21 protein-coding genes and 1 pseudogene are annotated in these 23,717 nt (G+C 64.2%); 12 read left to right on the forward strand and 10 right to left on the reverse strand.

Annotation, left to right across the window (positions count from 1 at the left end; translation table 11 throughout):
* Positions 1-13: 13 nt before the first annotated feature.
* Positions 14-1,394 (reverse strand): annotated as a pseudogene (locus tag AB4Z44_RS11530) (FAD-binding oxidoreductase).
* Between the two features lie 180 nt (positions 1,395-1,574).
* Here AB4Z44_RS11530 and AB4Z44_RS11535 point away from each other — a divergent pair.
* The 3 genes from AB4Z44_RS11535 (at position 1,575) to AB4Z44_RS11545 (ending at position 4,334) form a co-directional block, all read left to right on the forward strand.
* Positions 1,575-2,018, forward strand: a complete 444-nt coding sequence (locus AB4Z44_RS11535) for a hypothetical protein (protein ID WP_404714170.1) — start codon at positions 1,575-1,577, stop codon at positions 2,016-2,018.
* Between the two features lie 94 nt (positions 2,019-2,112).
* The gene (locus AB4Z44_RS11540; protein WP_404714171.1) at positions 2,113-3,516 is read left to right on the forward strand and encodes a DEAD/DEAH box helicase; all 1,404 of its coding nucleotides are present in this window, start codon (positions 2,113-2,115) and stop codon (positions 3,514-3,516) included.
* A gap of 185 nt (positions 3,517-3,701) precedes the next feature.
* Positions 3,702-4,334 carry a PilZ domain-containing protein gene (locus AB4Z44_RS11545; RefSeq protein ID WP_404714172.1) on the forward strand — a complete coding sequence of 211 codons (633 nt, stop codon included), beginning with the start codon at positions 3,702-3,704 and terminating at the stop codon, positions 4,332-4,334.
* Here the strand turns inward: AB4Z44_RS11545 and tgt are convergent.
* Both tgt and AB4Z44_RS11555 read right to left on the reverse strand, forming a co-directional pair.
* On the reverse strand, positions 4,322-5,440 hold the full coding sequence (gene tgt / locus AB4Z44_RS11550) for a tRNA guanosine(34) transglycosylase Tgt (protein ID WP_404714173.1): 1,119 nt from the start codon (positions 5,438-5,440) through the stop codon (positions 4,322-4,324). The two genes, AB4Z44_RS11545 and tgt, sit on opposite strands and share 13 nt — an antisense overlap.
* Positions 5,437-6,378, reverse strand: a complete 942-nt coding sequence (locus AB4Z44_RS11555; RefSeq protein ID WP_404714174.1) for an AEC family transporter — start codon at positions 6,376-6,378, stop codon at positions 5,437-5,439. Before AB4Z44_RS11555 ends, tgt begins: the two co-directional genes overlap by 4 nt.
* Before the next feature lie 292 nt (positions 6,379-6,670).
* Here AB4Z44_RS11555 and AB4Z44_RS11560 point away from each other — a divergent pair, with 292 nt between their 5' ends.
* Positions 6,671-7,159: a hypothetical protein gene (locus AB4Z44_RS11560; protein WP_404714175.1), complete on the forward strand. Its 489-nt coding sequence runs from the start codon at positions 6,671-6,673 to the stop codon at positions 7,157-7,159.
* A gap of 10 nt (positions 7,160-7,169) precedes the next feature.
* Complete coding sequence (locus AB4Z44_RS11565) at positions 7,170-7,667, forward strand: DUF6644 family protein (protein ID WP_404714176.1); 498 nt, start codon at positions 7,170-7,172, stop codon at positions 7,665-7,667.
* Between the two features lie 593 nt (positions 7,668-8,260).
* On the opposite strand, the gene AB4Z44_RS11570 is transcribed toward AB4Z44_RS11565, so the two are convergent.
* Positions 8,261-8,656 carry a DUF6152 family protein gene (locus AB4Z44_RS11570; RefSeq protein ID WP_404714177.1) on the reverse strand — a complete coding sequence of 132 codons (396 nt, stop codon included), beginning with the start codon at positions 8,654-8,656 and terminating at the stop codon, positions 8,261-8,263.
* Between the two features lie 24 nt (positions 8,657-8,680).
* Positions 8,681-9,412 carry a hypothetical protein gene (locus tag AB4Z44_RS11575; protein WP_404714178.1) on the reverse strand — a complete coding sequence of 244 codons (732 nt, stop codon included), beginning with the start codon at positions 9,410-9,412 and terminating at the stop codon, positions 8,681-8,683.
* A 160-nt stretch (positions 9,413-9,572) separates the two neighbouring features.
* Here AB4Z44_RS11575 and AB4Z44_RS11580 point away from each other — a divergent pair, with 160 nt between their 5' ends.
* Positions 9,573-10,703 carry a cobalamin-independent methionine synthase II family protein gene (locus AB4Z44_RS11580; RefSeq protein WP_404714179.1) on the forward strand — a complete coding sequence of 377 codons (1,131 nt, stop codon included), beginning with the start codon at positions 9,573-9,575 and terminating at the stop codon, positions 10,701-10,703.
* A gap of 158 nt (positions 10,704-10,861) precedes the next feature.
* On the opposite strand, the gene AB4Z44_RS11585 is transcribed toward AB4Z44_RS11580, so the two are convergent.
* Positions 10,862-11,410 carry a VOC family protein gene (locus AB4Z44_RS11585; protein ID WP_404714180.1) on the reverse strand — a complete coding sequence of 183 codons (549 nt, stop codon included), beginning with the start codon at positions 11,408-11,410 and terminating at the stop codon, positions 10,862-10,864.
* Between the two features lie 71 nt (positions 11,411-11,481).
* Positions 11,482-12,249: a citryl-CoA lyase gene (locus tag AB4Z44_RS11590; protein ID WP_404714181.1), complete on the reverse strand. Its 768-nt coding sequence runs from the start codon at positions 12,247-12,249 to the stop codon at positions 11,482-11,484.
* A 107-nt stretch (positions 12,250-12,356) separates the two neighbouring features.
* Here AB4Z44_RS11590 and AB4Z44_RS11595 point away from each other — a divergent pair, with 107 nt between their 5' ends.
* The 3 genes from AB4Z44_RS11595 to AB4Z44_RS11605 are packed head-to-tail and all read left to right on the forward strand — an operon-like array spanning position 12,357 to position 15,743.
* Positions 12,357-13,487, forward strand: a complete 1,131-nt coding sequence (locus AB4Z44_RS11595) for a CaiB/BaiF CoA transferase family protein (RefSeq protein WP_404714182.1) — start codon at positions 12,357-12,359, stop codon at positions 13,485-13,487.
* Entirely contained in the window at positions 13,480-14,667 is a 1,188-nt protein-coding gene (locus AB4Z44_RS11600; RefSeq protein WP_404714183.1) for an FAD-dependent oxidoreductase, read from the forward strand. Before AB4Z44_RS11595 ends, AB4Z44_RS11600 begins: the two co-directional genes overlap by 8 nt.
* Positions 14,664-15,743 (forward strand): alpha/beta hydrolase, encoded by a 1,080-nt coding sequence (locus AB4Z44_RS11605; RefSeq protein ID WP_404714184.1) that lies wholly within the window; start codon positions 14,664-14,666, stop codon positions 15,741-15,743. Before AB4Z44_RS11600 ends, AB4Z44_RS11605 begins: the two co-directional genes overlap by 4 nt.
* Positions 15,744-15,858: 115 nt before the next feature.
* Here the strand turns inward: AB4Z44_RS11605 and AB4Z44_RS11610 are convergent, their stop codons facing one another.
* From AB4Z44_RS11610 to yghU, 3 genes are all read right to left on the reverse strand, one after another.
* Positions 15,859-17,109, reverse strand: coding sequence for an FAD-dependent oxidoreductase (locus AB4Z44_RS11610; RefSeq protein WP_404714185.1), 1,251 nt, complete (start codon positions 17,107-17,109; stop codon positions 15,859-15,861).
* Positions 17,110-17,202: 93 nt separating this feature from the next.
* Positions 17,203-18,075 carry an SDR family oxidoreductase gene (locus AB4Z44_RS11615; protein WP_404714186.1) on the reverse strand — a complete coding sequence of 291 codons (873 nt, stop codon included), beginning with the start codon at positions 18,073-18,075 and terminating at the stop codon, positions 17,203-17,205.
* 41 nt (positions 18,076-18,116) lie between these two features.
* Complete coding sequence (gene yghU / locus AB4Z44_RS11620; protein ID WP_404714187.1) at positions 18,117-18,995, reverse strand: glutathione-dependent disulfide-bond oxidoreductase; 879 nt, start codon at positions 18,993-18,995, stop codon at positions 18,117-18,119.
* A gap of 565 nt (positions 18,996-19,560) precedes the next feature.
* Here yghU and AB4Z44_RS11625 point away from each other — a divergent pair.
* The 3 genes from AB4Z44_RS11625 (at position 19,561) to AB4Z44_RS11635 (ending at position 23,717) form a co-directional block, all read left to right on the forward strand.
* Positions 19,561-20,097: a GNAT family N-acetyltransferase gene (locus tag AB4Z44_RS11625; protein ID WP_404714218.1), complete on the forward strand. Its 537-nt coding sequence runs from the start codon at positions 19,561-19,563 to the stop codon at positions 20,095-20,097.
* A gap of 264 nt (positions 20,098-20,361) precedes the next feature.
* Positions 20,362-23,067, forward strand: a complete 2,706-nt coding sequence (locus tag AB4Z44_RS11630) for a TonB-dependent receptor plug domain-containing protein (protein ID WP_404714188.1) — start codon at positions 20,362-20,364, stop codon at positions 23,065-23,067.
* Positions 23,068-23,237: 170 nt separating this feature from the next.
* Positions 23,238-23,717, forward strand: coding sequence for a Rid family hydrolase (locus AB4Z44_RS11635; RefSeq protein ID WP_404714189.1), 480 nt, complete (start codon positions 23,238-23,240; stop codon positions 23,715-23,717).

Consider the following 23,717-nt stretch of genomic DNA (forward strand, 5'->3'; position numbering starts at 1 on the left):
GATCGGTCGCCCCTTATTGGCTTGCGGCAACGGGCGCAACCGCGTGCGCCATCGGCACCAACTTGCCGGGGTTCATGATCAGGCCCGGATCGAGCGCAGCCTTGATCGCGCGCAGCGCCGCCAGACGCACGGGTGAGGCCGTGCGCGCGAAATCGGCCAGCCTGGTCTGGCCGATGCCATGTTCGGCCGAAAGCGAGCCGCCTTGTGCGGTCACCAATTCATGGACGAAGCTGCTGATCGCCGCGCCCTCCTGTCTGAACCATGCGCGATCGTCGACGCCTTCGGGCGCGCGGACGTTGAAATGAACGTTACCGTCGCCAAGATGCCCGAACGCGATCACGCGCACCCCGGGAAACCGCGCTTCGACCGCTTCGCGCCCTTCATCGAGGAAGGCGGGCATCTGGGAGACCGCAACCGAAATGTCGTGCTTGGCCGCCATGCCATCGACTCGTTCCGCCTCGGAGATCGAACTCGCGCAGCTTCCACAAGGCCTCGGCCTGGGCTTCGCTGGTAGCGAGCGCCGCATCTTCGATCCGTCCCGCCTCGATCGCGGCGCCGAGGGCGGCACCCAGCGCCTCGCCCGGATCGGGCGCACCCGATGGCGCGGTCGCCTCGATCAGGACATGCCAGGCATGCGTGCCCGCAAGTGGTGCACGCGTGCCGGGGATATGCCGGAGGACCAGATCCAGTGCGGTACGCGGCACGATCTCGAAACTCTCGATCGCCTCACCGGTGGTTGCCTCCAGCTGCCGCAACAAGGCCAGAGCCGCCTGCGGTGTGGCGAGCCCGACCCATGCGACCGCTCGCGCCCCGATGGCCGGGATGAGCCGCAGGCTCGCCGCAGTGACGATCCCAAGCGTGCCCTCCGCCCCCACCAGCAACTGGCGCAGGTCATAGCCGCGATTGTCCTTGCGCAGCGCCGACAGGCCCTCGAATATTTCGCCATCGGGCAGCACCGCCTCGATGCCCAGCACCTGTGCGCGCATCGTGCCGAAACGCAAAACCTGCGTGCCGCCCGCGTTGGTCGAAACCAGTCCGCCGATCGTGGCGCTCCCTTTGGCGGCAAGGCTGAGCGGGAAGCGGCGGCCGATCGCCTCGGCCGCTTCGTGAAGGTCCGCCAGCACCACGCCGGCTTCCGCAATCGCGACATTGTCGTCGGGCAGGATCGAGCGGATTGCGTTCATCCGCCGCAGCGACACTAGCAAGGCGCTGCCGTCGGCCGGCGGCGTAGCACCCGCCACCATCGATGTGTTCCCGCCTTGCGGCACCAAAGCCACACCTGCGCGTGCGGCGAGCCGCACGACATCGGCCACCTCATCCACATTCGCCGGCGAGAGCAAGGCGGCAGCCGCCCCGGTCACGCGCCCGCGCCAATCGGTCAGCCAGGGTGCCATCGCATCCGTATCGGTAGTGAACCCTTTTGGGCCCAAACGGCGTTCGAGAGCGCCAAGCAGCGTTGCATCGGGAACACAGGTCATGTGCCATGCTATAGACGGCGCGCACGATACGTCGCCAGTTCATCCGGCATTCAAGCCGCTGCTTGTTGCACGGGCCTCGACCATGGATTCAGAATCGTGACCTTTCCGCTGCTTGTCGGGCTGTTGCTGGCCAGCAGCGCATCCGTCGCCGCGCCGCCTGCCCCGTCATCACCGATTCAGCCGCAGGGGCTCCAGTTCGCCCAGGTCACGTTTCATTCGAGGGTCGTCGTCCGCATCGAGGCGGCGCGCGTTCCGACCATCACGACCTGGGTCGAAAAGAAGGGCCCTCACTGCATCAACCTGTCGGATATCCAGGGGACCGCGGTGATCGTCGCCAACAGCGTCGATATCGCACTCCGCGGCAGCGACCGTACCCGGATGCGCTTCCAGCGATCTTGCCCGGGGCTGGACTATTATTCGGGATTCTATGTCGTCCCCAACAAGGACGGAAAGATCTGCGCCGGGCGCGATATCGTCCGCGACCGGGCCGGCGGCGAGTGCGCGATCGACAAATTCAGGAAGCTCGTGCCGGCGAAATAGCCGTTTTACTTGACATCATGGCCTCTTTATCCCTTAGCCCCGCAATGGACGCGGGCGCCATTGTCGCGTGCCCGGCCCCATTGCCCGGACGCTTATGCCCTTTGCCGATCTCGGCCTTTCCGATGAATTGCTCCACGCGATAGAGGATTCGGGCTACACCGAACCCACGCCGATCCAGGCGGCTGCCATCCCGCCTGTGCTGATGAACCGCGACCTGATCGGGATCGCGCAGACCGGCACCGGCAAGACCGCCAGCTTCGTGCTGCCGATGATCGACATCCTCGCGCATGGGCGCAGCCGCGCGATGATGCCGCGCAGCCTGATTCTCGAGCCGACGCGTGAACTCGCCGCGCAGGTCGCCGAGAATTTCGAGAAATACGGGAAATATCACAAGCTCAGCATGGCGCTGCTGATCGGCGGCGTGCAGATGGGCGATCAGGTCAAGGCACTCGCCAAGGGTGTCGACGTGCTGATCGCTACGCCGGGCCGGCTGATGGACCTGTTCCAACGCGGCAAGATACTGCTCTCGGGCTGTTCGATCCTGGTGATCGACGAGGCCGATCGCATGCTCGACATGGGCTTCATCCCGGATATCGAGGAAATCTGCACCAAGCTGCCGGCAACCCGCCAGACCCTGCTTTTCTCCGCCACCATGCCGGCGCCGATCAAGAAGCTGGCCGACAAGTTCCTCTCGAACCCCAAGCAGGTCGAGGTTTCACGGCCCGCATCGGCCAATACCCAGATCGAGCAGGCGCTGGTCGAGACCAGCGCGCGCGGCAAGCGCGAAACCTTGCGCGAGTTGCTGCGCGCCGACGACGTCAAGACCGCGATCATCTTCTCGAACCGCAAGACGATGGTGCGCGAGCTGGCCGAATCGCTGCGGCGGTCGGGCTTCGCCGCCAGCCAGATCCATGGCGACATGGAGCAATCGGAGCGGCTGCGCGAGCTCGACCGGTTCAAGACCGGCGAGATCAACGTGCTGGTAGCATCGGACGTCGCGGCGCGCGGGCTCGACATCAAGGGCGTCAGCCACGTCTTCAATTTCGACGTGCCATGGCATCCGGACGATTATGTGCACCGCATCGGCCGCACCGGCCGTGCCGGCGCGACCGGCAAGGCCTTCACTCTCGTGACCCCCGACGATGCCGAGGCGGTCGATAATATCGAGAAGCTGACCGGCTTCAAAATCCCGCGCGTCAAGCGCGCCGACGCGATCGAGGCCGAGGCTGAGCCCGCGAACGAAGAGCCCCGGCCGTCGCGCAGCAAGCGTGGCGATCGGCGCGGGCCCGCCAAGGCGTCCGCGCCCGCGGCCGCTCCTGCAGAAGAGGCGCCCCGGCCGGTCGAGCGTTCGCCAGAACCGCGCGGCCGCGACCGCCAGCCCGAGCCCCGCCGCGACGATCGCCGGCAGGCGCGCGATGCCGAGCCGGCCGATGACGGCTGGAACGGACCGATCCCCGCCTTCCTCTCGCACGGTTTCGGCTCGCTCGCCGAAGATTGAGCACCCCTTCTTAAGCCTTGGGTAAATATTGAAGGTTAGAAACGGCAGTCGCTTCAGCGCGGCGACCGTTTTGATTTCCTCGTGCAGGGGAGATCGGTGCCGGGGGCGGCGGGGAATGGCCACCGCCAGTGGCCGGGATCGAGGTTATGGTGGGGAAGCAGCGCACCACGCGTGCATCCGGGACTGTGGCTGAACAGGCCCCCACGAGCGCGTCGCCCGGGGAAGCGGCCGATCGGCGAGGCAATATCCGCCTCACCACCGTCCTGCAGATCGCCAAGATCATCACCCGCCGACACGAGGAATTGTGCATCCTGCGCGATATATCCCCCAACGGCGTGAAGGCGGAAATCTATCATCCGGTGGCGATCGGCGAGAGCGTCACCGTGGAATTCCGAACGGGCCATGCCGCTTCGGGCGCGGTGGTATGGGCGCATGGCGCGTTCATCGGGGTAGCCTTCGCCGACATGGTATCGGTCGAGGGCGTGTTGTCGCGCTCGAGATTTGCCGATGGACTCGGCCGCATTCGCCCGTCGCGGATCACGGTGGATCTACGGGGCCGATTGCGCAGCGGCGAGGACGATGTCGATATTCAGGTGGTGGATATCTCGCTGTCGGGCGCCAAGGTGCTGGTCGATATGGCCTTCCGTCCCGACATGACCTGCGACCTGTGGCTGCCATCACTGGATCGCAAACGCGCGCTGGTCCGCTGGTCGCGTGCTGGCACTGCCGGGCTGATGTTCGCTGCTCCGATCCCGTTTCGAGACTTCGCCTCGTGGCGGCGACTGCTCGTGACGGACATCGAGACTCAGCCGAGGTAGCGTGCGCGGAACCGATTGGCCCATTCGGTCAATTGGCCAACCGCGATCGCATCCCGCAAGCCGGCCATGACCTGCTGGTAGAACCACAAATTGTGCTGGGTCAGGAGCATCGCTCCCAGCATTTCGCCGCTCTTGATCAGATGATGGATATAGGCCCGGCTCCATCCTGCCGCCGGCGAATCCGGATCGATCGGCCCCAGATCCTCGGCCCACTTCGCATTGCGCAGGTTGATCGGGCCATCCCAGGTGAATGCCTGCCCGTTGCGACCGCTTCGCGTCGGCAGCACGCAATCGAACATGTCGATGCCGCGCTCGACCGCACCGACGATATCGTCGGGCTTGCCCACCCCCATCAGGTAACGCGGCTTGTAGGGATCGAGCTGGCCCGGCGCATAATCGAGGCAGGCGAACATCGCCTCCTGCCCCTCCCCCACCGCCAGCCCGCCGACCGCATAGCCGTCGAAACCGATATCGAGCAGGGCATCGGCCGAAGCCTTGCGCAGCCCTTCGTCGAGTGCGCCCTGCTGGATGCCGAACAGGGCCGCGCGATCGGCATGGTCGCCACCCGCATCGAAGGCCGCGCGTGAGCGGCGCGCCCAGCGCATCGAGCGCTCCATCGCCGCGGCCTGGACCTCCCGTGTCGAGGTGGTCGGCACCAGTTCGTCGAACGCCATGACGATATCCGATCCGAGCAGGCGCTGGATCTCCATCGATCGTTCGGGGCTCAGCATATGCGCCGATCCGTCGAGATGACTCTTGAACGCCACCCCTTGCTCGCTGCGCTTGGTCAGCGCGGAAAGGCTCATCACCTGATAGCCGCCGCTGTCGGTCAGGATCGGGCGTTCCCAGCCGGAAAATGCGTGGAGGCCGCCGAGCCGCGCCACCCGCTCCGCACCGGGGCGGAGCATGAGGTGATAGGTATTGCCGAGGATGATGTCGGCCCCGGTCTCGCGCACCTCGGCCGGGCGCATCGCCTTGACCGTGCCGGCGGTGCCGACCGGCATGAAGGCCGGCGTACGGATCTCGCCCCGCAGCATCGTAATGCGGCCAGTGCGCGCCTTGCCGTCGGTCGCGTCGATCGCGAACGCGAAACGTTCTCGGTTCATCCCAGATATCCCGCCTGAAGCAGCCAGACCCAGCCGCTCACGGTTGCAAAGGCCAATGCCGTGGTCACGAGCAAGGCCGCCCCGCAGAATTTCTCTTCGCCATAACGCTGCGCGATGATCGGATAGATACTCAGCATCGGGATGGTTGCGAGCAGAATCACCGTATGGCGCAAATCCTTGTCGGCGATCGGGATCAGCATGAGTAAGCCGATCATGGCCAGCGGGTGGATCAGCAGCTTGGCGGCGGAGATCTCCAGCACCGGCCGCATCATCCCCTTGGCGCTCAACCCGAACAGGCTCGCGCCGATCACCAGCAACGCGACCGGAGCCGAGGCACCCGCCAGGAGATCGATGACCTTGGCGAGCGGGCCGATCGGATGAATCCCGATCACGAGGCCAATGCATGCGGTAACGATGGCGATGACCAACGGCGACTTGACCAGACCCAGGCCGATTCGCCTGGCGAGGATTCCCACCGGCGCATGCCCCGCCTGCCCGCTTTCGGCCAGCGCCAGAACGGTCGGCAGCATCACCAGGTTTTCGACGATGTAAGTCAGCGCCAGCGGGACGGCCGCGTGCGGTCCGATCAGTTGCATCGCCATGGGAAAGCCGATGAAACCGTTATTCGACACGCTCATGCCGAAGCCACGCAATGCTGCCGACGTGACGCCCTGCTTGTGCACGATGCGCGCGTAGAGGAATCCGCCGATCAGCAAGGCGAGCGACCCCAGCGCATAAACGAGGAGATAGCGCCATTCGAGCACATCGCGCAGTTGCTGCTGGACCAGCGCGCGGAACAATAGCGCCGGCAGGGCGATGGTGATGACGAAGCGGCCCATGCCCCGCACCTGATCGGGCGTGAACAGGCGGCGCCATGCACAGACATAGCCGAGGCCGATCAACAGAAAGATCGGCAAAGTGATGGTCAGTATCGCCAAGGCAGCCCCGTTCGCTCTTTGCGCCGCCCCCTGGCATCCGCCGTCGGCGGGTTCAACGCTCTACGCGCCCTATCTCTTGTCTCGGCACCCCGGAAGCCGGGTATCGGACACCGGCACTTCCAGGCGGTTGCCGTCGGCTCGGGCCGTTTCCGCCATCCGCAAGGCTCGCGGCACGGTTGCGACGAACAAATTTACCTGCCCCGGCTGCGCCACGCAGTGGACATTGTCTCCCCGGATGATAGGCCATAGTTGATTCGGTCCTCAGGATAAGATCGGGACCGTCGGAGGGATGATGTCGTTATCGAAAGCGCTGGGGTCGCTGTGCCGCTGGCTTGAGACATGGCCGTTGCACACGACGATGCAGGATCAGGGCTGGATCGTGCCGACCGTGCAGACGGTCCATATCCTCGCGATCGGCTTCGTCTTTTCGTCCTCGATGGTCCTGTCGCTGCGCGCGATCGGGGCATCGGGGATCGACTGGTCGCCCGCGCAATGGGGCCGCCGGCTCAACCGCTGGATCGGCTGGTCGCTGCTGGTGCTGCTGGTGAGCGGCGCGATCCTGATCGTCGGCGAACCCGCCCGCTCGCTGCTGAGCCCGGTCTTCCAGCTCAAGATGCTGCTCGTGGCGATCGATGGCCTGCTCGTGTGGTGGCTCGCAACCCGGCTGCAGCATCGCCACGATCGTGTGACGGGCAGCGAACGTGGGCTGGCCGTGCTGATCGTGCTCCTGTGGATGGCGGTAATCTCGTGCGGTCGCTGGATCGCCTACTATGGCGGCTGAAGGATAGGCGATGCTGGATCAGATTTTCACCGCGCTCAACGATAGCGCAATCGGCACGACGATTCGCGAGAACGGCATCGTCTTTCCGTGGATCGAAGTGGTTCATGTGATGGCGATCACCATCGTGGTCGGCACGATCGCCCTGGTCGACCTGCGGCTCGTCGGCCTCGCGTCGACCAACTATCCGGTATCGCGGCTGACCAAGGCGCTGCTGCCGCTGACGTGGATCGCGTTCGCGATCGCGTTCGTCAGCGGCGCACTGATGTTCAGTTCGCAACCCGCCAAATATTTTGCCAATTTCGCTTTCCGCATGAAGATGGTGATGCTGCTGGCAGCGGGGCTCAACATGGCGGTGTTCCACCTGATGACGATGCGCGGCATCAGCCTGTGGGACAACAATGCGAAGGTGCCGGGCGCGGCCAAGGCGGCCGGGCTGATATCGATGGTGATCTGGGTGACGATCGTGGCGCTCGGCCGCTGGATCGGCTTCACCATGTCGCCCTTCTGACGCCGGACACAGAAACGCCCGCCGATACGCAACACGGCGGGCGTCCTTGAAGCTTGGGGCCAGAGCTTTGCACGGACACGGGCCCCGTGGAGCGCATAACCGGAATTTGTGACCAAAGGTTCCACGACCGGGTTCGTTTCGGCGCATTTTGCGAGACCGTGACCACTTTGCTTCGGCAAGCGCGGGGCCTTCAGGGGCGTGGGGCCTGCGACGATGCCGCCCGCATCCTCTGCCCGACCTGAGTTGCGCTCGTGATGGGGGCGCCCGCCGCGCGGCCGTCGGTTTCTGCGATGCTCGCATTTGCCGCCTCGAGTTGCGCATCCATCGCATCGTTGTTGCGATCGCGCTGGGCCTGCGAACCGCAGCATGTCAGCGTCAATCCCAGTGCAAAGCAGCCGCAGAGCCGCACTCGCGCCCGAAATTGTCGATAAGCCTGTGATGTCATGCCGCACTCCTCGCTGGCGGGAGCACAAGCATCTCTCAGTCGCACGGTGCCAGGATCGGATCGGTCGATCGCTGCCTTATGGTGGAGAATCTGCCGGATAGCGAGGACACCGCAGGCGTCGGAGCGTACCGACGCCTGCGCATGCGTTTCACTGAGTCTTGCTGGGATCGTCGGTCGGGCTCGAAAGCTGCTTGAGCGTCTGGCCGTTGGGCAAGGTCACGGCGACATCGAAGCCGCCCTTGCGCCCATCCTTGAGCGGATAATAAACCAGGGAGATCTTGTCGCCCGGCTGCAGCGTCCGCTTGCTCCAGCCGATCCGGCCAAGGTGGTTGGGGCTCATTCCCTCGAACGCCCATTCCTCGTCGCCAACCTTCACATACAGGAAGGTGTGCGGGTTGGTCCATTCCCACCGCTCGACGGTGGCAGAGGCGATCTTCACCTCCTTGCCCCACGAGAACATCGCGGTCGAATGATGGGCGACCGCCGCACCGGCGGTCAGCAAGGCGGCGCCGGCAACGGCGAGGCGGGTGAATGTGAAACGCATATTCTCTCCTTCGGCCTCGGCCGCTTAATGCTTGGCGATATCGAACGACGGGCGGCCAAATTCGTCGGCCTTGTCGTGGTTATTCTCCTGGCAGACATATTCCTTGAGCTGCCAATCGCGCTTGCGGACGTAGTTGGTCTCGAGCACCAGCGGCTTGGCCAGCACGAGCGGATCGGTGATCGTCGTGACGATCAGCATCTTGCCCGGCCCGACAAGATGGATCCGCTCCTGAATCACGGCCTTCTCGCTTGGGTGGACACCGGGGACCAGGCTCGTCTTCGGGTTGAGCCCGATGGTGTCGACGACAAGGGTATCGCCCTCCCAATGGCCGACCGACCAGCCGTTGAAATAGGGATCGGGATCGTCCGGCAGCGGGCGCCCGTCGGTATAGACGCGCCGCATCTGGCTCTCGGTCTCGATATTGATGGTCACACGGCCGGGGGTGAACAGGAATTCGATCGGATAAGGCATGCGCATGATTTGCGGCATGCCGGGCGGCACGCAATTGGCGAGTTCGGTCTGGAGATTCTCGCCCTTTTTCTTCGCTTCCTCGAACGCGGCAAGCGCCTTGGCCGGCCCGGGCAACAACACCGGCGTCGATGCCGCGCGCGACGCGAACAGGCTCCCCCAAACGGGCTGCCACACACCCGACCAGTCGGGAAGCTTCGCCAGCGCCGCATAATCCGCCGGCGTCGCCGGCTTGGTTATCGGATCAGCCATTGCCGGCATCGCCAGCAGGGCGGCAAATGCCAGCACCGCCCTCGCCTTATTTCCCATCGTACATCCTTCTCGCGGCTTATCTGTTTTCACGCTCAGTCTTATGGCGCCACAATGGACTTGGTCAACTAACTCGCGCGGACTTTTGACTTGAGCCGGCGGGCGCGGTGTAAAGGAGGGCGAGAGAGGGCCGAAAACAATGCGCAATACAGACCGCTTCCTGACCACCCATACCGGCAGCCTGCCCCGCCCCGAGCGTCTCATGCAGATGATGTTCGCGCAGCAGGCGGGCGAGGACATCGAGTCGGGCGCACTCGATGCCGCGGTCGACGATGCGGTGCGCGAGATGGTCTTGCGGCAGACCGGGGCAGGCATCGCGATCGTCAACGACGGCGAGATGTCGAAGCCGAGCTACGCCACCTACATCAAGGACCGGCTCCACGGCTTTGGCGGATCGAGCGGGAGTTACAGCTTCCAGGATCTCGACGATTTCCCAGGCACGCGCGCCAAGGTGTTCGCCGATACCGGCCGTGCGAAGCGACGCGCCCCTGCCTGCGACGGCCCGATCAGCGTCAAGGACATGGAGGCGCCGCGCGAAGACGCCCGGCGGCTCGCCGCCGCCGCCGGGGAGACCGCCACCTTCATGAGCGCCGCCTCGCCAGGCGTCACCGCGCTTTTCTTCGGCAACCAGCATTATCCGAGCCACGAAGCCTATGTCTTCGCGATCGCCGATGCGCTGGCGCACGAATATGAGGCGATCGCCGAGGCCGGAATCATGCTCCAGCTCGATTGCCCCGATCTCGCGATGGGGCGTCACGTGCAATATGCCGACCTCGATCTGGCGGGTTTCCGCAAGGCGATGGGGCTCAACATCGCCGCACTCAACCACGCGGTGCGCAACATCCCGGCCGAACGGATGCGGATGCACCTGTGCTGGGGCAATTATCCGGGGCCGCATCATCGCGACGTGCCGCTGGCCGAGATCCTCGACGTGGTGTGGACGGCGAAACCGGCAACCGTGCTGCTGGAGGCGGCCAACCCGCGCCACGCGCACGAATATGCCCTGTTCGAAACGGCACCATTGCCCGACGGCAAGATCCTCTGCCCCGGCCTGATCGAGCCGCAATCGACCTATATCGAACATCCCGAACTGATCGCCGACCGGATCGGCCGCTATGCCGACATCGTCGGGCGCGAGAATGTGATCGCAGGGGTGGATTGCGGGTTCAGCATCCACGTCGGATCGGGCGGGCTCGATCCGGAGGTGGTGTGGGCCAAGCTGGCGGCCCTGGCGCAGGGGGCCGAGATCGCGAGCAGGCGGTATTGGTGAGGTTTTGAAGGAGGGTTTCGCGCCGAGGCGCAGAGTTTGGGAGTGACGTTCAATAGTCACGTCGCCCCTGCGCAAGCAGGGGCCCATCTCTCTATCCTCCAAGGCATTACTCGTTGGAACAGACATGGACCCCTGCCTGCGCAGGGGCGACGATGTTCTTACGCCGCCATCTCATCCTCATGGCGGAAATTGTTGTTGATGCTGTGGTCGCCCGCCAGCCAGCGCTTGAGTTCGCTATGTGCGTCGGCCTTGCGCAATGCATTGATCTGATCGGCCTTCTCGGCGTCGCGGGTGAACTCCACCGTCATGCCGTTGGGATCGACCGCATAGATCGAGCGACAATAGCCATGCTCGAGCACGTAGAAATTCGGCAGGTCATAGCCCGCCGCCTTCAGCCGCGCCTCGATCGCATCCTGCGTCTCGGCATCGACGTTGAGCGCGATGTGGTGGAACGGCGATTCGGGCATCTTCGGCCCGAACAATTCCTGGTCGGCTGGATTGGCGAACTGGAAGAAGGCGAGCGCCCCGCCGTCGCCGATGCCGAAGAAGCAATGGCAGTAGGTGCGCTCGGCACCCCACAGTTCGTCCACCTCGCACCACGTCGCGATCAGCGGCAGGCCGATCAGATCCTCGTAGAAGGCGCGCGTCGCCTCCAGATCGCGGGTGACATAAGCAGTGTGGTGCAGACGGCTCGGCAGCTTGGCCATGTTTATCCCCTCACATATTGAATGCTCTTCTCTACGGAATTTATCACATTCGGGTTGCGCCGCTACAATTTCTATTTGGATGACGGCCCATCATAGTCGATCGCCTCGGCCGCCTTGCCCGAGAGGATGAAGCCGATCGGCCGCTCACTCTCTTCCTGCAGATGACCGATCAGGCTGGCGGTGCGCGCGAGCAGCGAAATCCCCTTGAGCGCGGCGAGCGGGAAGCCCGCATCGAGCATCACCGCCGGGATCGCACCATTGACGTTGATCGGCAGCGAGCGGCCGAGCACTGCCGGAATCGCCGCCTCGATCTCGCGGAGCTTCGCGATATGGGCACCCTCCATGCCCTGTTCCGCGGCGAGCGCGAGGAGCAGGTTGGCGCGCGGATCGCCACCCGAATGCTGGGGGTGACCAAAACCGGGGATCGGCTTGCGCTCCGCGCGCAGCGCGCGAACCCCCTCCTCCGCCGCCGTACCGTTCGCGACCAGTTCGGACAGGAGACGCCCCGCCACCTCGGCCGAACCCAGCACGACCGAACCACAGCCGAGCAAGCCCGCGGCGACCGCGCCATGGAATGCCTCAGGTGCGGCGGCATAGGTCATCCGCGCCGCGACCACGCTCGGTACCAGGCCATGCTCGGCGATCGCCACCAGCACGGCATTGGCGAGGAAGAGCTGCCTGTCGTCGGGCTCGACCCCGGTGACGAGCAGCCAGAAATAACGGGTGAAGTCGACCTTGCCGATCAGATCCCGACACAGATCGCGGCCGCGCACGGTGATCGTCTCGGCATCCGAGGTCGCAATCGCGGTGAACGGATTATCCTGCTTGCCGATACGCATCCTCGTCCTCCTCTGGTTCAGCATGGCCTAAGCCGCCACGCCACCCCTTCGCAAGACGAGCCCCGCCCGCTATCCCTGCGCCCAACGACAAACCGGAGAGGCAAGGAATGGCGAAGGTGCTGGAGGATGTGCGGGTGCTCGAGATGGGCACGTTCATCACCGGCCCGGCGGCCGGCATGCTGCTCGCCGACATGGGTGCCGATGTCGTCAAGATCGAGCATCCCGATGGCGATCCGTTCCGCGCGTTCCGCGGCGAACTCTATAGCCCGCATTTCCAGACCTATAATCGCAACAAGAAGAGCATCCGGCTCAACACCAAGCTGCCGGAAGATCTGGCGGCGTTCGATGCGCTGATCGCCGACGCCGACATCTTCATCCAGAATTTCCGCCCCGGCGTGGCCGACCGGCTTGGCGTCGACGCCAAGCGCCTGCGCGCGCTCAACCCGCGCCTGATCTACGTCTCGATCTCGGGCTTCGGCCCCGATGGGCCGGGCCGGGACCGCCCCGCCTTCGATACGGTCGCGCAGGCAGCGAGCGGTTTCCTGCGGCTCTTGGTCAATCCCGAACATCCCCGCGTCGTCGGCCCGGCCATCGCCGATGCGATGACGGGCTTCTACGCCGCTTATGGTGCGCTCGGTGCGCTCCATGAGCGCCACCGCAGCGGCAAGGGCCGGCTGGTCGAGGTGTCGATGCTGGAGGCGATGATGCACTTCAACCTCGACGATTTCACCCATTACCTCTCGGATGATCAGGTGATGGGGCCGTATAGCCGCCCGCACGTCTCCCAATCCTATGTCTTCCAATGTTCGGACGGCGGCTGGATCGCGCTGCATATGTCCTCCCCGGTCAAATTCTGGGAGAATCTGGCCGAGGCGGTCGGCCTGCCCGATATGCTGAGCCGGCCGCAATTCGCCGATCGCACCGCACGCATCGCCAATTACGATGCAGTCGTGGCGCTGCTGGCGCCGATCTTCGCGACCAAAAGCCGCGAGGAATGGCGCGAGCGATTGCTGGCGCTGGAGGTGCCGCATTCGCCGGTCCTGTCGTCGCAAGAGGCGCTGCAATCGGATCAGGCGCAGCATCTGCAGATGGAGGTCACCGCGCCGCACCCCAAGGGCGGCGAATGGCGCAGCGTGCGCTTCCCGGTGTCGTTCGACGGCGAACGCGCGCTCGACGTGACGGCGCCGCCGATCCTGGGCCAGGACGATGCCGAGATCCTCGGCCGCACCCATGGCTGACGCCCTCGTCGTCGGCGGCGGGCCGGTCGGATTCGTCACCGCGCTCGGGCTGGCGCGCGCGGGGCTCGAAGTCGAGCTGATCGAAGCCGAGCGCGATATCGGCGATTCGCCGCGCGCGGCGGTCTATCACTGGTCGGTGCTCGACGGGCTCGAACGGCTGGGCCTGCTCGACGATGGTCGCGAAGCGGGGCTGATCAAGCAGGATTATTGCTATCTCGTGCGATCGACCGGCGAGCGGATCCGCTACGATCTCTCGGTACTGGAGGGGCGCACGCGCCACCCGTACAACATTCATCTCGGCCAGCATCGCCTTGCCGAGATTGCGGCAAAGCATCTGGCTGCATACCCCAATGCGCGCGTCCGCTTCGGTACGCGGCTGGAACGGATCGAACAGGACGACACGGGCGTCACCGCTTATGTCGAAGGCGCCGACGAGCCGATCCGCGCGCGCTGGCTGGTCGGTGCGGATGGGGGCGGCAGCACCGTACGCAAGGCGGTGGGCCTGTCGTTCGATGGGATCACCTGGCCCGAACGCTTTATCGCCACCAATGTGTGGTTCGATTTCGAGGCGGCCGGCTATCCGCTGACGACGATGGTGATCGACGATCGCTTCGGCGCGGTGATCGTCAAGCTCGACGATACCGGCCTGTGGCGGTGCACCTTCATGGAGGATGCCAGCCTGCCCGAAGCGAACTATGCGAACCGCATCCCGGCGGCCTACCGCGAACTCCTGCCGTATGACGGCCCCTACCGGATCGACCGCGCCGCACCTTACCGGATGCACCAGCGCGCGGCGCCCAGCTTCCGCGCACGCCGGGTGGTGCTGGCGGGCGATGCCGCGCACGTGACCAATCCGACCGGCGGCCTTGGGCTGACCTCCGGGCTGTTCGATGCTTTCGCGCTGTATCCGTCGCTCGCCGCCGTCGCGAAAGGCGAAGCCGACGAAAGCCTGCTCGATGATTATGCGCGGAGCCGCCGCGATGTCTTCGTCGAGCGCACATCGCCGCAGGCGGTGCGCAACAAGGACCTGATCTTCCACGCCAATCGCACCCCCGATGCGCTCGAGGCGGCGCTCGGCGGGCTGCGGTTGATGGCGAGCGATCCCGCCGTCCGGCTCGAACGCTTGATGTTCACCAAGAGCCTCGAGACCCGATCGCCCGCCGAGAAGGAGCCCGCATGACCCGATCCTACCGCCCGCACGATCTCCATGCCGCCGGCACGGCGCCGCTGGTGCTCGCCGCGCAGGGCTTCTTCTGGGTCGGCGCCGAGCGGGTCGAGCTGTCTTCGGGGCCGACGCTGCGCGGCCAGACCTATGTCGAATATTGGATCCCGCAGGATCTGAAGCATCCCCTGCCGATCGTGATGATCCATGGCGGCGGCGGACAGGGCACCGACATGCTCGGCACCGCCGACGGGCGCGAAGGCTGGGCCAAATGGTTCGTGCGCGCAGGTTATGCGGTCTACGTGATCGACCGCCCCGGCCATGGCCGCGCGCCCTACCATCCCGACCTGCTCGGCCCGATGAACCCGGCAGGCGGCGCGACCTTTCTCGAAGAGATGTTCTGCAAGCCCGAGGAGCATCCCGAACGCTACCCCCAGGCGAAGCTGCACGACAAATGGCCGGGCCCGGGCAAGACCGGCGATCCGTATTTCGACCATTTCCTGTGCGGCACCGGCCCCGCCCCCGCCAACATGGCGCAGACCCATATCGACGCGCAGCGCGGCGGCGCGGCGTTGCTCGATGCGATCGGGCCGGCGATCCTGCTGTCGCATTCGGCCGGCGGACCGCCGGGCTGGCTGATCGCCGATGCGCGGCCCGATCTGGTGAAGGGCCTTATCGCGGTTGAACCGCTCGGCCCGCCGGCGCAGGCGCTGTCGGGGCCGTTGGCGTGGGGGATTACGGCGGCGCCTTTGACCTATGATCCGCCGGTCAGCGATCCGGCCGATCTGACCTTCGAGAAGCGGAAGGCGCCGCATCCCGATCTGGTCGACTGCTTCGTCCAGACCGAGCCGGCGCGACGCCTGCCGAACCTTGCACGCATGCCGATCGTGGTGGTGACGGCGGAAGCGTCATGGATGGCGGCCGACAATCACGGCATGGTCGATTATCTGGTGCAGGCCGGTGCCGAGGCCGAGCATCTGCGGCTCGAGGATCATGGGGTGCACGGCAATGGCCATGCGATGATGCTGGAGACGAATAGCGACGATGTGGTGGCGGTGATCGAGGGATGGATTGCGGCGAAGGGCTTGGGGTGACCGAAAAGCCCTCTCCCATTTTGGGAGAGGGTTGGGAGAGGGCCCGTCCGTCAGTACGAAATCTCGCGCTTTTACCGCTACTTCAGCCCCTCTCCCGAAATGGGAGAGGGAGTTCTTAGGCCAATTGCGAATGACGTTCGCTCAGCTCCAGCCCTGCCGCAATCGTCGGATCCACACCGGCCCAGCGTGACCCTTCCCGCAGCGTATCCCCGATCACCCGGAACGGGAAAAACATCATCAGCTTCGCCAGCTCGGGGTTGTCGATCATCGGCTTGACCCCCTCCATATCCTTGCGGCGCTGAAGGGGATCGCGTTCCTCCATCATCACCTTGTTGCGGATCGCACCGGGGTTGACGATGTCGAGGAAGATGCGGCGCCGCTCGTCCGACCAGCGATCGAGAATGGCCGCATCCTCGTCGCCCTTCAGCACCGCACCGAGCAGATCGGCCAGCACCACGCCGGTCCACATGCCCGACGTCAGGCCGAGCCCGCCGCACGGATTGGTCGTGTGCCCGGCATCGCCCGCGAGCAGGATGCGCCCCTTGCGCAGCGTCTCCGAGCAACGCTGGTGAAGCGCATAAGGCGATGACGAGGCGATCTCATATTTCATCCCTTTGGGGATGAAGCCGCGATAACGGCTGGGCAGGCGATCGCGATAGGTTTCGGGTTCGAGCCAGGCATCCTCCGAATAGGTCAGCCGCCACAGCCCCTCGGCATCGAGCTGCGCGACGACGCCGCCGCTGACCGGATCGCAGATGAAGTTGGCCTGCTGGTAACCGAGGCTCGCCATGTCGCAATAGACGTTGGTGGCGATGAAGTGATTGTCCCAGGTGAAGCCATCCCACGCGATCCCGGCCAGCCGGCGCACCGCGCTGCGCGCGCCATCGGCGCCGATCACCCAGCGCGCATCGATCTGCTGTACGCCCTCAGCCGTCTCGATCGTCGCGCGGACGAGTCCGCCATCGTCGTGCAGCCCCGTCAGGCGATGTCCGAACAACACCGGCATATCGCGCTGGCGCAGCCGATCGATCACGATGTCGCACAGGATGTGCTGCCCGACATGGAGCTGATAATCGTAGGTGATGCCCTTCATGCATTCCATCGAGATCAGGGCATGGAAATCATATTCGGGCACATGATGGCCGAACAGGCTGACATGGATGCCGCGTGCATCCACCTCGTCCAATATCCCCAATTCACGGAACACGATCAGGCTGGTCGCGAAATAGGAGGCGGCGCGCGGGGAATCGTTGGGCGCCGCATTGCCCTCGATCACCATCACCTTCGCACCGGCTTGCGCCAGTGTCAGCGCGGTCAGCAGCCCGACCGGGCCGGCACCGACAATAAGGACGTCACAATCCGCCAACACCCTCTCCCACTTATTCTTCGGCTTTTTATCGAACCGACTTGACGTCGAGACTAACGGGCTGGTCGCGCGAGGGCAATTGGCGGCAGCGCCTCAATCCTTGGCCGGCATCGTCAGCAGCCGATCGGCGGTTTCGCGGCGAAGATTTTCGAAGGTCAGCCGTGCTTCGCTGATCTCTTCATCCTGCCAGAACGAATCCTCGATCAGGCGATGGCGATCCTTCACCTCTTCGAGGAATTCGCGGTGGGTGAGGATGTGGAAGCGGTTTTCCTTGATGCACTGGACGACGCGGCGGCCAAGCTCGATCGGCTCCATCGCCGCTTGCAGCGCGACCCATAATTTGCGGGTGAAATCGTCGGGTGCCTCGTCGAGATTGTCGGGGATGTCGAGCAGGGCCGATCTGGTCGCGCCGGGATAGAGGCACGACACGCCGATCCCCTCAGGCGCGAGCTGCATGCGCAGCGATTCGGTGAGCCCGCGCACCGCATATTTGCCGGTCATATAAGCGCCCATGTCGGGCAGCGGCACCATGCCCGCCATCGACGAGGTGTTGACGACATGCCCACCCTCGCCATGCGCCTTGATCAGCGGCACGATGATCTTGGTGCCGTTGACCACGCCGCCAAGGTTGATCGAGAGCGCGCGATCCCATTCCTCGAAATCGGGATCGTCGAGATTGCCGCCACCGGCGACGCCGGCATTGTTGCACAGCACGTGGATGCGCCCGAACACGGATATCGCCTCGTCCGCTGCCGCGCGCAGCTGCGCGCGATCGGAGACGTCGACCTGCAGGAAATGGACCGCATTAGACCCCGCCAGCGCCTCGGCGGCGGCGGCAAGGTGCGCCGGATTATAATCCGCGATCACAACCTTCATGCCCTCCTCGAGGAAGGCACGCACCATGCCGAAACCGATTCCGCTCGCCCCACCGGTGACGAACGCGACTTTGCCCGCGAGATTGCGCATCCTCGATCCTTCCGCTGCGGCGGTCCGATCGAGGACCGCTCTTATGACTTTGCGTTCAAGACCGCATCGATATCGCTTGCCGAATGGCGCTCGGCAAGCTGAACATCGCCGAACGAGCGATTGACGATCCGCCCGCGCTGCACGCCCGGTCGCGCCTCGAGCAGGTCCATCCAGCGCTTCACATGTTTGTATTCGTGGACCGACAGGAATTCCTGCGCATTGTACGCGCTCGACATGATCGCGCCGTACCAGGTGTAGATCGCGATATCGGCGATCGTGTACTCGTCCCCGATCACATATTCGCGGTTCGCCAGATTGGTGTCGAGCACATGGAGCTGGCGCTTGGTCTCCATCGCATAGCGGTTGATCGGATATTCCATCTTGAACGGCGCGTAGGCGTAGAAATGACCGAAGCCGCCGCCGACGAACGGGGCCGAGCCCATCTGCCACATCAGCCAGTTCATCGTCTCGGCACGCTTGTAATGCTCGGTCGGATAGAAAGCGCCGAACTTTTCGCCGAGATAGACCAGCATCGATCCGCTTTCGAACAGGCGCGTCGGCGGATTGGTACTATGATCCATCATCGCCGGAATCTTCGAGTTGGGATTGATCGCGACGAAGCCGCTGCCGAACTGATCGCCCTTGCCGATATTGATCAGCCACGCGTCATATTCGGCGTCCGCATAGCCGGCCGCCAGCAGCTCCTCGAGCATGATGGTGACCTTCTGGCCGTTGGGCGTGCCGAGCGAATAGAGCTGAAACGGGTGCTGGCCGACCGGCAACTCCTTCTCGTGCGTCGCGCCCGAGACCGGCCGGTTAATGTTGGCGAACTGGCCGCCATTCTCCTTGTCCCATGCCCAAACCTTGGCGGGGATATAGCCTGCCGGCTGGTTGTTCGCGCCATCCTCTGCGTCGGCCATCACATCAGTCCTTCTCGTTCGGCATTTGAGCGATCGTCGAGGCGCCGCCTGATCGGCGGGATGCCTTGGCGCGGGGCGGCGTCAACGGCTTCCAGCGGCGCATCTCCCACCGTGATAACGTAAAGCCCCTCCCGGAAATCGGCCGTCAATGTTTCGGCTGCGCATGTTGGGTCGCCCGGGGCAAAGTCAACGGTACGATCGTCGCGCCGTTCAACGGTTTCGACCGAAAAACCACACTTCTTTGACGAGCGTCATGATTGCGCAAATTGCAATTGCAAGCCAGCCGCTTTTACGTTCGTTTCCCCTTCAGCAAGAGCGATGAGGCGGAGCGGGGCGACAGTCCCCGCCAGGCACGCCATCGGATCGGGCAAAAAGGGGATCCCTCGGGCATGCCGCTTGCAGCGGCGTTGGACAGCGGTGCGGCGCAATTACGCGCCGCGACGGACGGGGGCTGCCGGTTTGATTTCATGCGGTATTCTGCTTGATCGAGACGGCGCGACACTGGGTCGCGCGCGCCGGGCTGCAGCCTGAGCGTGGCCGATGCAGGATATCCATCGTGATCGACATGATCATCCGTCCGGCGCAGCGCGCCGAAATCCCCGCGATCGAGACGCTGATCGAGGCCTCGGCCCGCATCCTCAGCCGCGGCCATTATGACGAAAGCGAGATCGAGGCGGCGGTAGCGCACGTCTTCGGCGTCGATTCGGATCTGGTGGACGACGGTACCTATTTCGTCGCCGAGCGGCCGGGCGGCGCGATGATCGGCTGCGGCGGCTGGAGCCGGCGGCAGACCCTGTTCGGCGGCGATCAGGCCGGGCATCGCGACAGCAGCCTGCTCGATCCTGCCACCGATGCCGCGCGTATTCGCGCTTTCTTCACCGCACCCGGCTATGAGCGCCAGGGCGTCGCCAGCAGGCTGCTTGCGGCATGCGAGGACGCGGCAGCCGAGGCCGGCTTCCTGCGCACCGCCCTGATGGCCACCCTGCCGGGCCTGCCCTTCTACGCCGCCCATGGATATCGCGCCGACGAAGCGATCGAGCATCCCTGCGGCGACACGATGGTGTCCTTCGTCCCCATGGAGAAGGTCTTGTTGCAGAAATGATACATTTACCCATTATGAATAACGTTTCCTCGTACCGGAGCATGTAGGCACTTGCGTGGCGGCGTGACTGCCATAGCATCAGTAACGTCGCACTGATTCGATCGGATCTAGTGCGAAACGGGGCTTATTACCGGGGGTAGCATTGCATTTTTCGCGCGGATTATTTGTCCGAGTGGTGATTTATGCTTATTTTTGACCGTAGCGAAAGATAGCAAAAACGGAGAGGAAACCTGAAGCGCTTAAGAGCACTTGGGGGAGTCCTTAATGACACGTTTGAATATGGTTTCACGCGGCGCGCTGACGGTGGCGTTACTGGGTTCCGCATCGGCCTTGTGGGCGGCCGATCCGGCCCCGACACCGGCGGCTGCCGATCCAGCCGAAGCAGGCAGCGAGATCATCGTCACCGGCACGCGCGTTTCGGGATTCAAGGCGTCGGACAGCGCCGCCCCGATCCAGGTGCTCGGCAATGACGCGCTGAAGCGCGTCGGCCAGACCGATCTGGTCCAGGCATTGGCGCAGAATATCCCGTCGATCCAGGCGCAGGCATTCGGCAACGACCAGACCGCCTTCCACCCCTCGATCAAGCTGCGCGGCCTCAACCCCAACCACACTCTGATCATGATCGACGGCAAGCGCCGCCACGGCACCGCCAACGTCGTCGTCACCAACGCGATCTGGACCGGCGGTGCGGCGCCCGACATCGGCCTCATCCCCGAAGACGCGATCGATCATGTCGAAGTGCTGCAGGACGGCGCCGCCGCCCAATACGGCACCGATGCCATTGCCGGCGTCGTCAACTTCATCCTCAAGAAGGCCGATCATGGCGGCACGGTCAACGCCACCGTCGGCCAATATATCGACGGCGACGGCCTGACCTACGACATCATGGGCAATATCGGCCTCGCGCCGATCGAGGACATGTACCTCAACCTCACCGCCGAGCGAAAATTCCACGATTACAGCTTTCGCGGCGATGTCGATCCGCGCGTGGTCGATACCGGCCAGTCGGGTTCTGCCAACACCGGCAATAATGGCGGCCGCACGATCCTCGCGCGCTATCCCGGCGTGAAGACGATCGCGCACTATCCGTACGTCAACCAAATCTTCGGCGACGGCAAGATGACGCTGACGAACGGCATGTACAATTGGGGTTATAACGGCTTCAGCGGGCTCGAACTCTATTCGTTCGGCACCTACTCGCGCCGTATCGGCAGCACCTGGCAGAATTATCGTCTGCCCAACGTCGTCTACGGCAAGTCGGCGGCGGCGAGCGTCAACACCAACACCCCGACCGGCGACATTCCCTTCCCCAACGGCTTCACGCCACGCGAAGTGCTGCGCGAGACCGATTATGCCGCCACCGGCGGCGCCAAATACACGACCGGCGACTTCACGCTCGATGGCAGCCTGAGCTACGGCAAGGATCTCGATGCGGTCTATGTCGAGGATTCGGCCAACGCTGCATTGTATTACGACTCCTCGAGCTACGACCCGGTGACCGGGGCCTCGAAGGCGGGCTATTCGCCGAGCAACGTGCTCGACGGTACGTTCGTCAACACCCAGCTCGTCGCCAATCTGGATGCGACCTACAAGGTCAATCTGGGTCTGTACGAGCCGCTCAACATCGCGGCCGGCGTCGAGCACCGTCACGAAACCTATGAGCTGCGCGCCGGCGATCCGGCGTCCTATTATGTCGGCACGGGCTTCCTCGGCGGCGGTATCCAGTCCTTCTTCGGCTATGCGCCGGCCAATGCCAGCAAGAATTATCGCAACAACCTGTCCGAATATATCGATCTGTCGTTGAAGCCGATCGAGGGCTGGCTGATCGATGGCGCCGTCCGTCACGAACATTATAGCGATTTCGGCAATACCACGGTCTTCAAGCTGACCAGCCGTTACGACATCTCGCCGGCGATCGCGGTTCGCGGCACGGTCTCGACCGGTTTCCGCGCCCCCACCCTGGCAGAAGGTTTCTATTCGGGCATCAACGTAAGCGTCGCATCCTTGTCCGGCATCTTCGCGCCCAACTCGGCGGGCGCCAAGGCGCTCGGCCTCAGCGGCCTGAAGCCGGAAAAGTCCACCACCTTCAGCGGCGGCCTCGTCCTTCATCCAATCGATCGCATGACCGTGACGATCGACGCCTACCAGCTGAAGCTGCGCGACCGGATCGTGCAGTCGTCGGGCTTCACCGGCTATTCGAACAGCTGCAAATATCTGCCCAACGGATACACTGCCGGTATGGACGTTCAGGCGGCCTATGCCGCTTATAAGGGCAGCTGCGCCGGCGTGATCTCGCCTGCGGTGCTGACAGCGCTCGCCAATAACAGCGTGCCGATCGCATCGGTGGTGCAGACGATCAACGGCGGCGCATCCGGCTCGCTCTCGATCAACAGCTTCGTCAACGGCGTCGACTCGCGTACTCGCGGCATCGACTTCCTCGCCACCTACTGGACCCCGATCGGCAAGCTCGGCCGGATCGACTGGTCGCTGGCGGCGAACTACAACAAGACGGTTCTCACCAAGATCGGCGGACCACCGTCCAACATCAATCCGGCGCAGGGCGTGGTCGACAAATATGCCGCCTCGAACCTGACCGACACCACGCCGAAGATCCGTGCCACGCTGAGCGCGCTCTGGAGCATCGGCATATTCGAGGTGACCGCGCGCGAGTCCTTCTACGGCAAGAGCGGCTTCCTGACGACCTTCCCGGTGACCGCAACCGATTACTATATCAATGTCGGATCGGCCTTCATCACCGATCTCGAGGTTGCGGCCAAGATCGGCAAGGGCCTGCGCCTCTCGGCCGGCGCCAACAACCTCTTCAACAAATATCCGAACAAGTATCCGGCCGATTTCCGCACGGCGCAGTACAATAGCAGCTCGACGGCCTACATCACCAAATACCCTGTCACTTCGCCTTACGGCGTGATGGGCGGTTATTATTATGGCCGCGTGGGCCTGAAGTTCTAAACGACGCGACACACTTTCATACCGGGGAGGGGATGCCCGGCATCGGAAATCCGATGGCGGGCATTCCCCTTCCCGGCGTTGAAACGGGCTGGCGATCCGGCCCGAACCACAGCATGATCCCGACGACGCGGTGATATCAGGCCGCCGTCCGTAATTCTGGAGGAGCCCCAATGCGCAAGACCCTCGCCATCCTGTCGATCGCGGCCGCTGCCGCCCTTGCCATGCCGTCGCAGGCCGCCGAGATCACCCGGATCAAGGGGCCTGCCGGTGCGGTCATCCTCCAAGGCGCGCTGGTGCCCGCCAGTGCGGAGGTCTTCTACCTTTCCGGCCAGCTCGCCAGCCCGGTCGACCCGGCCAAGCCGACCGAGTGGGGCGATACCAAGACGCAGACGGTCAGCATCCTCACCAAGATCAAGGCCATCCTCGAGGCCAAAGGCTACAAGATGTCCGACATCTTCAAAATGACGATCTTCGCGGGCGGCGATCCCAAGCTCGGCGGCAAGATGGATTTCCCGAGCATCAACGAAGGCTTCAAGATGTTCTTCGGCACCGCCGAGAACCCCAACACCGTCGCACGCTCGACCGTTCAGGTCGCGGCACTGGCCAGCCCTTCCGCGTTGCTGGAAATCGAGGTCATCGCGGCCAAATAA

This window comes from Sphingomonas sp. MMS24-J13 (genome assembly GCF_044905095.1).
Classification (GTDB): domain Bacteria; phylum Pseudomonadota; class Alphaproteobacteria; order Sphingomonadales; family Sphingomonadaceae; genus Sphingomonas_I.

Excerpts from the sequence above, each read along its gene's own strand:
- AB4Z44_RS11595 (WP_404714182.1), top strand. The coding sequence starts at position 12,357 with ATGGCGAAGGTGCTGGAGGATGTGCGGGTGCTCGAGATGGGCACGTTC.
- AB4Z44_RS11605 (WP_404714184.1), top strand. The coding sequence starts at position 14,664 with ATGACCCGATCCTACCGCCCGCACGATCTCCATGCCGCCGGCACGGCG.
- yghU (WP_404714187.1), bottom strand. The coding sequence starts at position 18,995 with ATGGCCGACGCAGAGGATGGCGCGAACAACCAGCCGGCAGGCTATATC.
- tgt (WP_404714173.1), bottom strand. The coding sequence starts at position 5,440 with ATGAACCGAGAACGTTTCGCGTTCGCGATCGACGCGACCGACGGCAAG.
- AB4Z44_RS11585 (WP_404714180.1), bottom strand. The coding sequence starts at position 11,410 with ATGGCCAAGCTGCCGAGCCGTCTGCACCACACTGCTTATGTCACCCGC.
- AB4Z44_RS11590 (WP_404714181.1), bottom strand. The coding sequence starts at position 12,249 with ATGCGTATCGGCAAGCAGGATAATCCGTTCACCGCGATTGCGACCTCG.
- AB4Z44_RS11625 (WP_404714218.1), top strand. The coding sequence starts at position 19,561 with ATGATCATCCGTCCGGCGCAGCGCGCCGAAATCCCCGCGATCGAGACG.
- AB4Z44_RS11600 (WP_404714183.1), top strand. The coding sequence starts at position 13,480 with ATGGCTGACGCCCTCGTCGTCGGCGGCGGGCCGGTCGGATTCGTCACC.
- AB4Z44_RS11615 (WP_404714186.1), bottom strand. The coding sequence starts at position 18,075 with ATGCGCAATCTCGCGGGCAAAGTCGCGTTCGTCACCGGTGGGGCGAGC.
- AB4Z44_RS11630 (WP_404714188.1), top strand. The coding sequence starts at position 20,362 with ATGACACGTTTGAATATGGTTTCACGCGGCGCGCTGACGGTGGCGTTA.
- AB4Z44_RS11570 (WP_404714177.1), bottom strand. The coding sequence starts at position 8,656 with ATGCGTTTCACATTCACCCGCCTCGCCGTTGCCGGCGCCGCCTTGCTG.
- AB4Z44_RS11580 (WP_404714179.1), top strand. The coding sequence starts at position 9,573 with ATGCGCAATACAGACCGCTTCCTGACCACCCATACCGGCAGCCTGCCC.
- AB4Z44_RS11565 (WP_404714176.1), top strand. The coding sequence starts at position 7,170 with ATGCTGGATCAGATTTTCACCGCGCTCAACGATAGCGCAATCGGCACG.
- AB4Z44_RS11635 (WP_404714189.1), top strand. The coding sequence starts at position 23,238 with ATGCGCAAGACCCTCGCCATCCTGTCGATCGCGGCCGCTGCCGCCCTT.
- AB4Z44_RS11560 (WP_404714175.1), top strand. The coding sequence starts at position 6,671 with ATGTCGTTATCGAAAGCGCTGGGGTCGCTGTGCCGCTGGCTTGAGACA.
- AB4Z44_RS11540 (WP_404714171.1), top strand. The coding sequence starts at position 2,113 with ATGCCCTTTGCCGATCTCGGCCTTTCCGATGAATTGCTCCACGCGATA.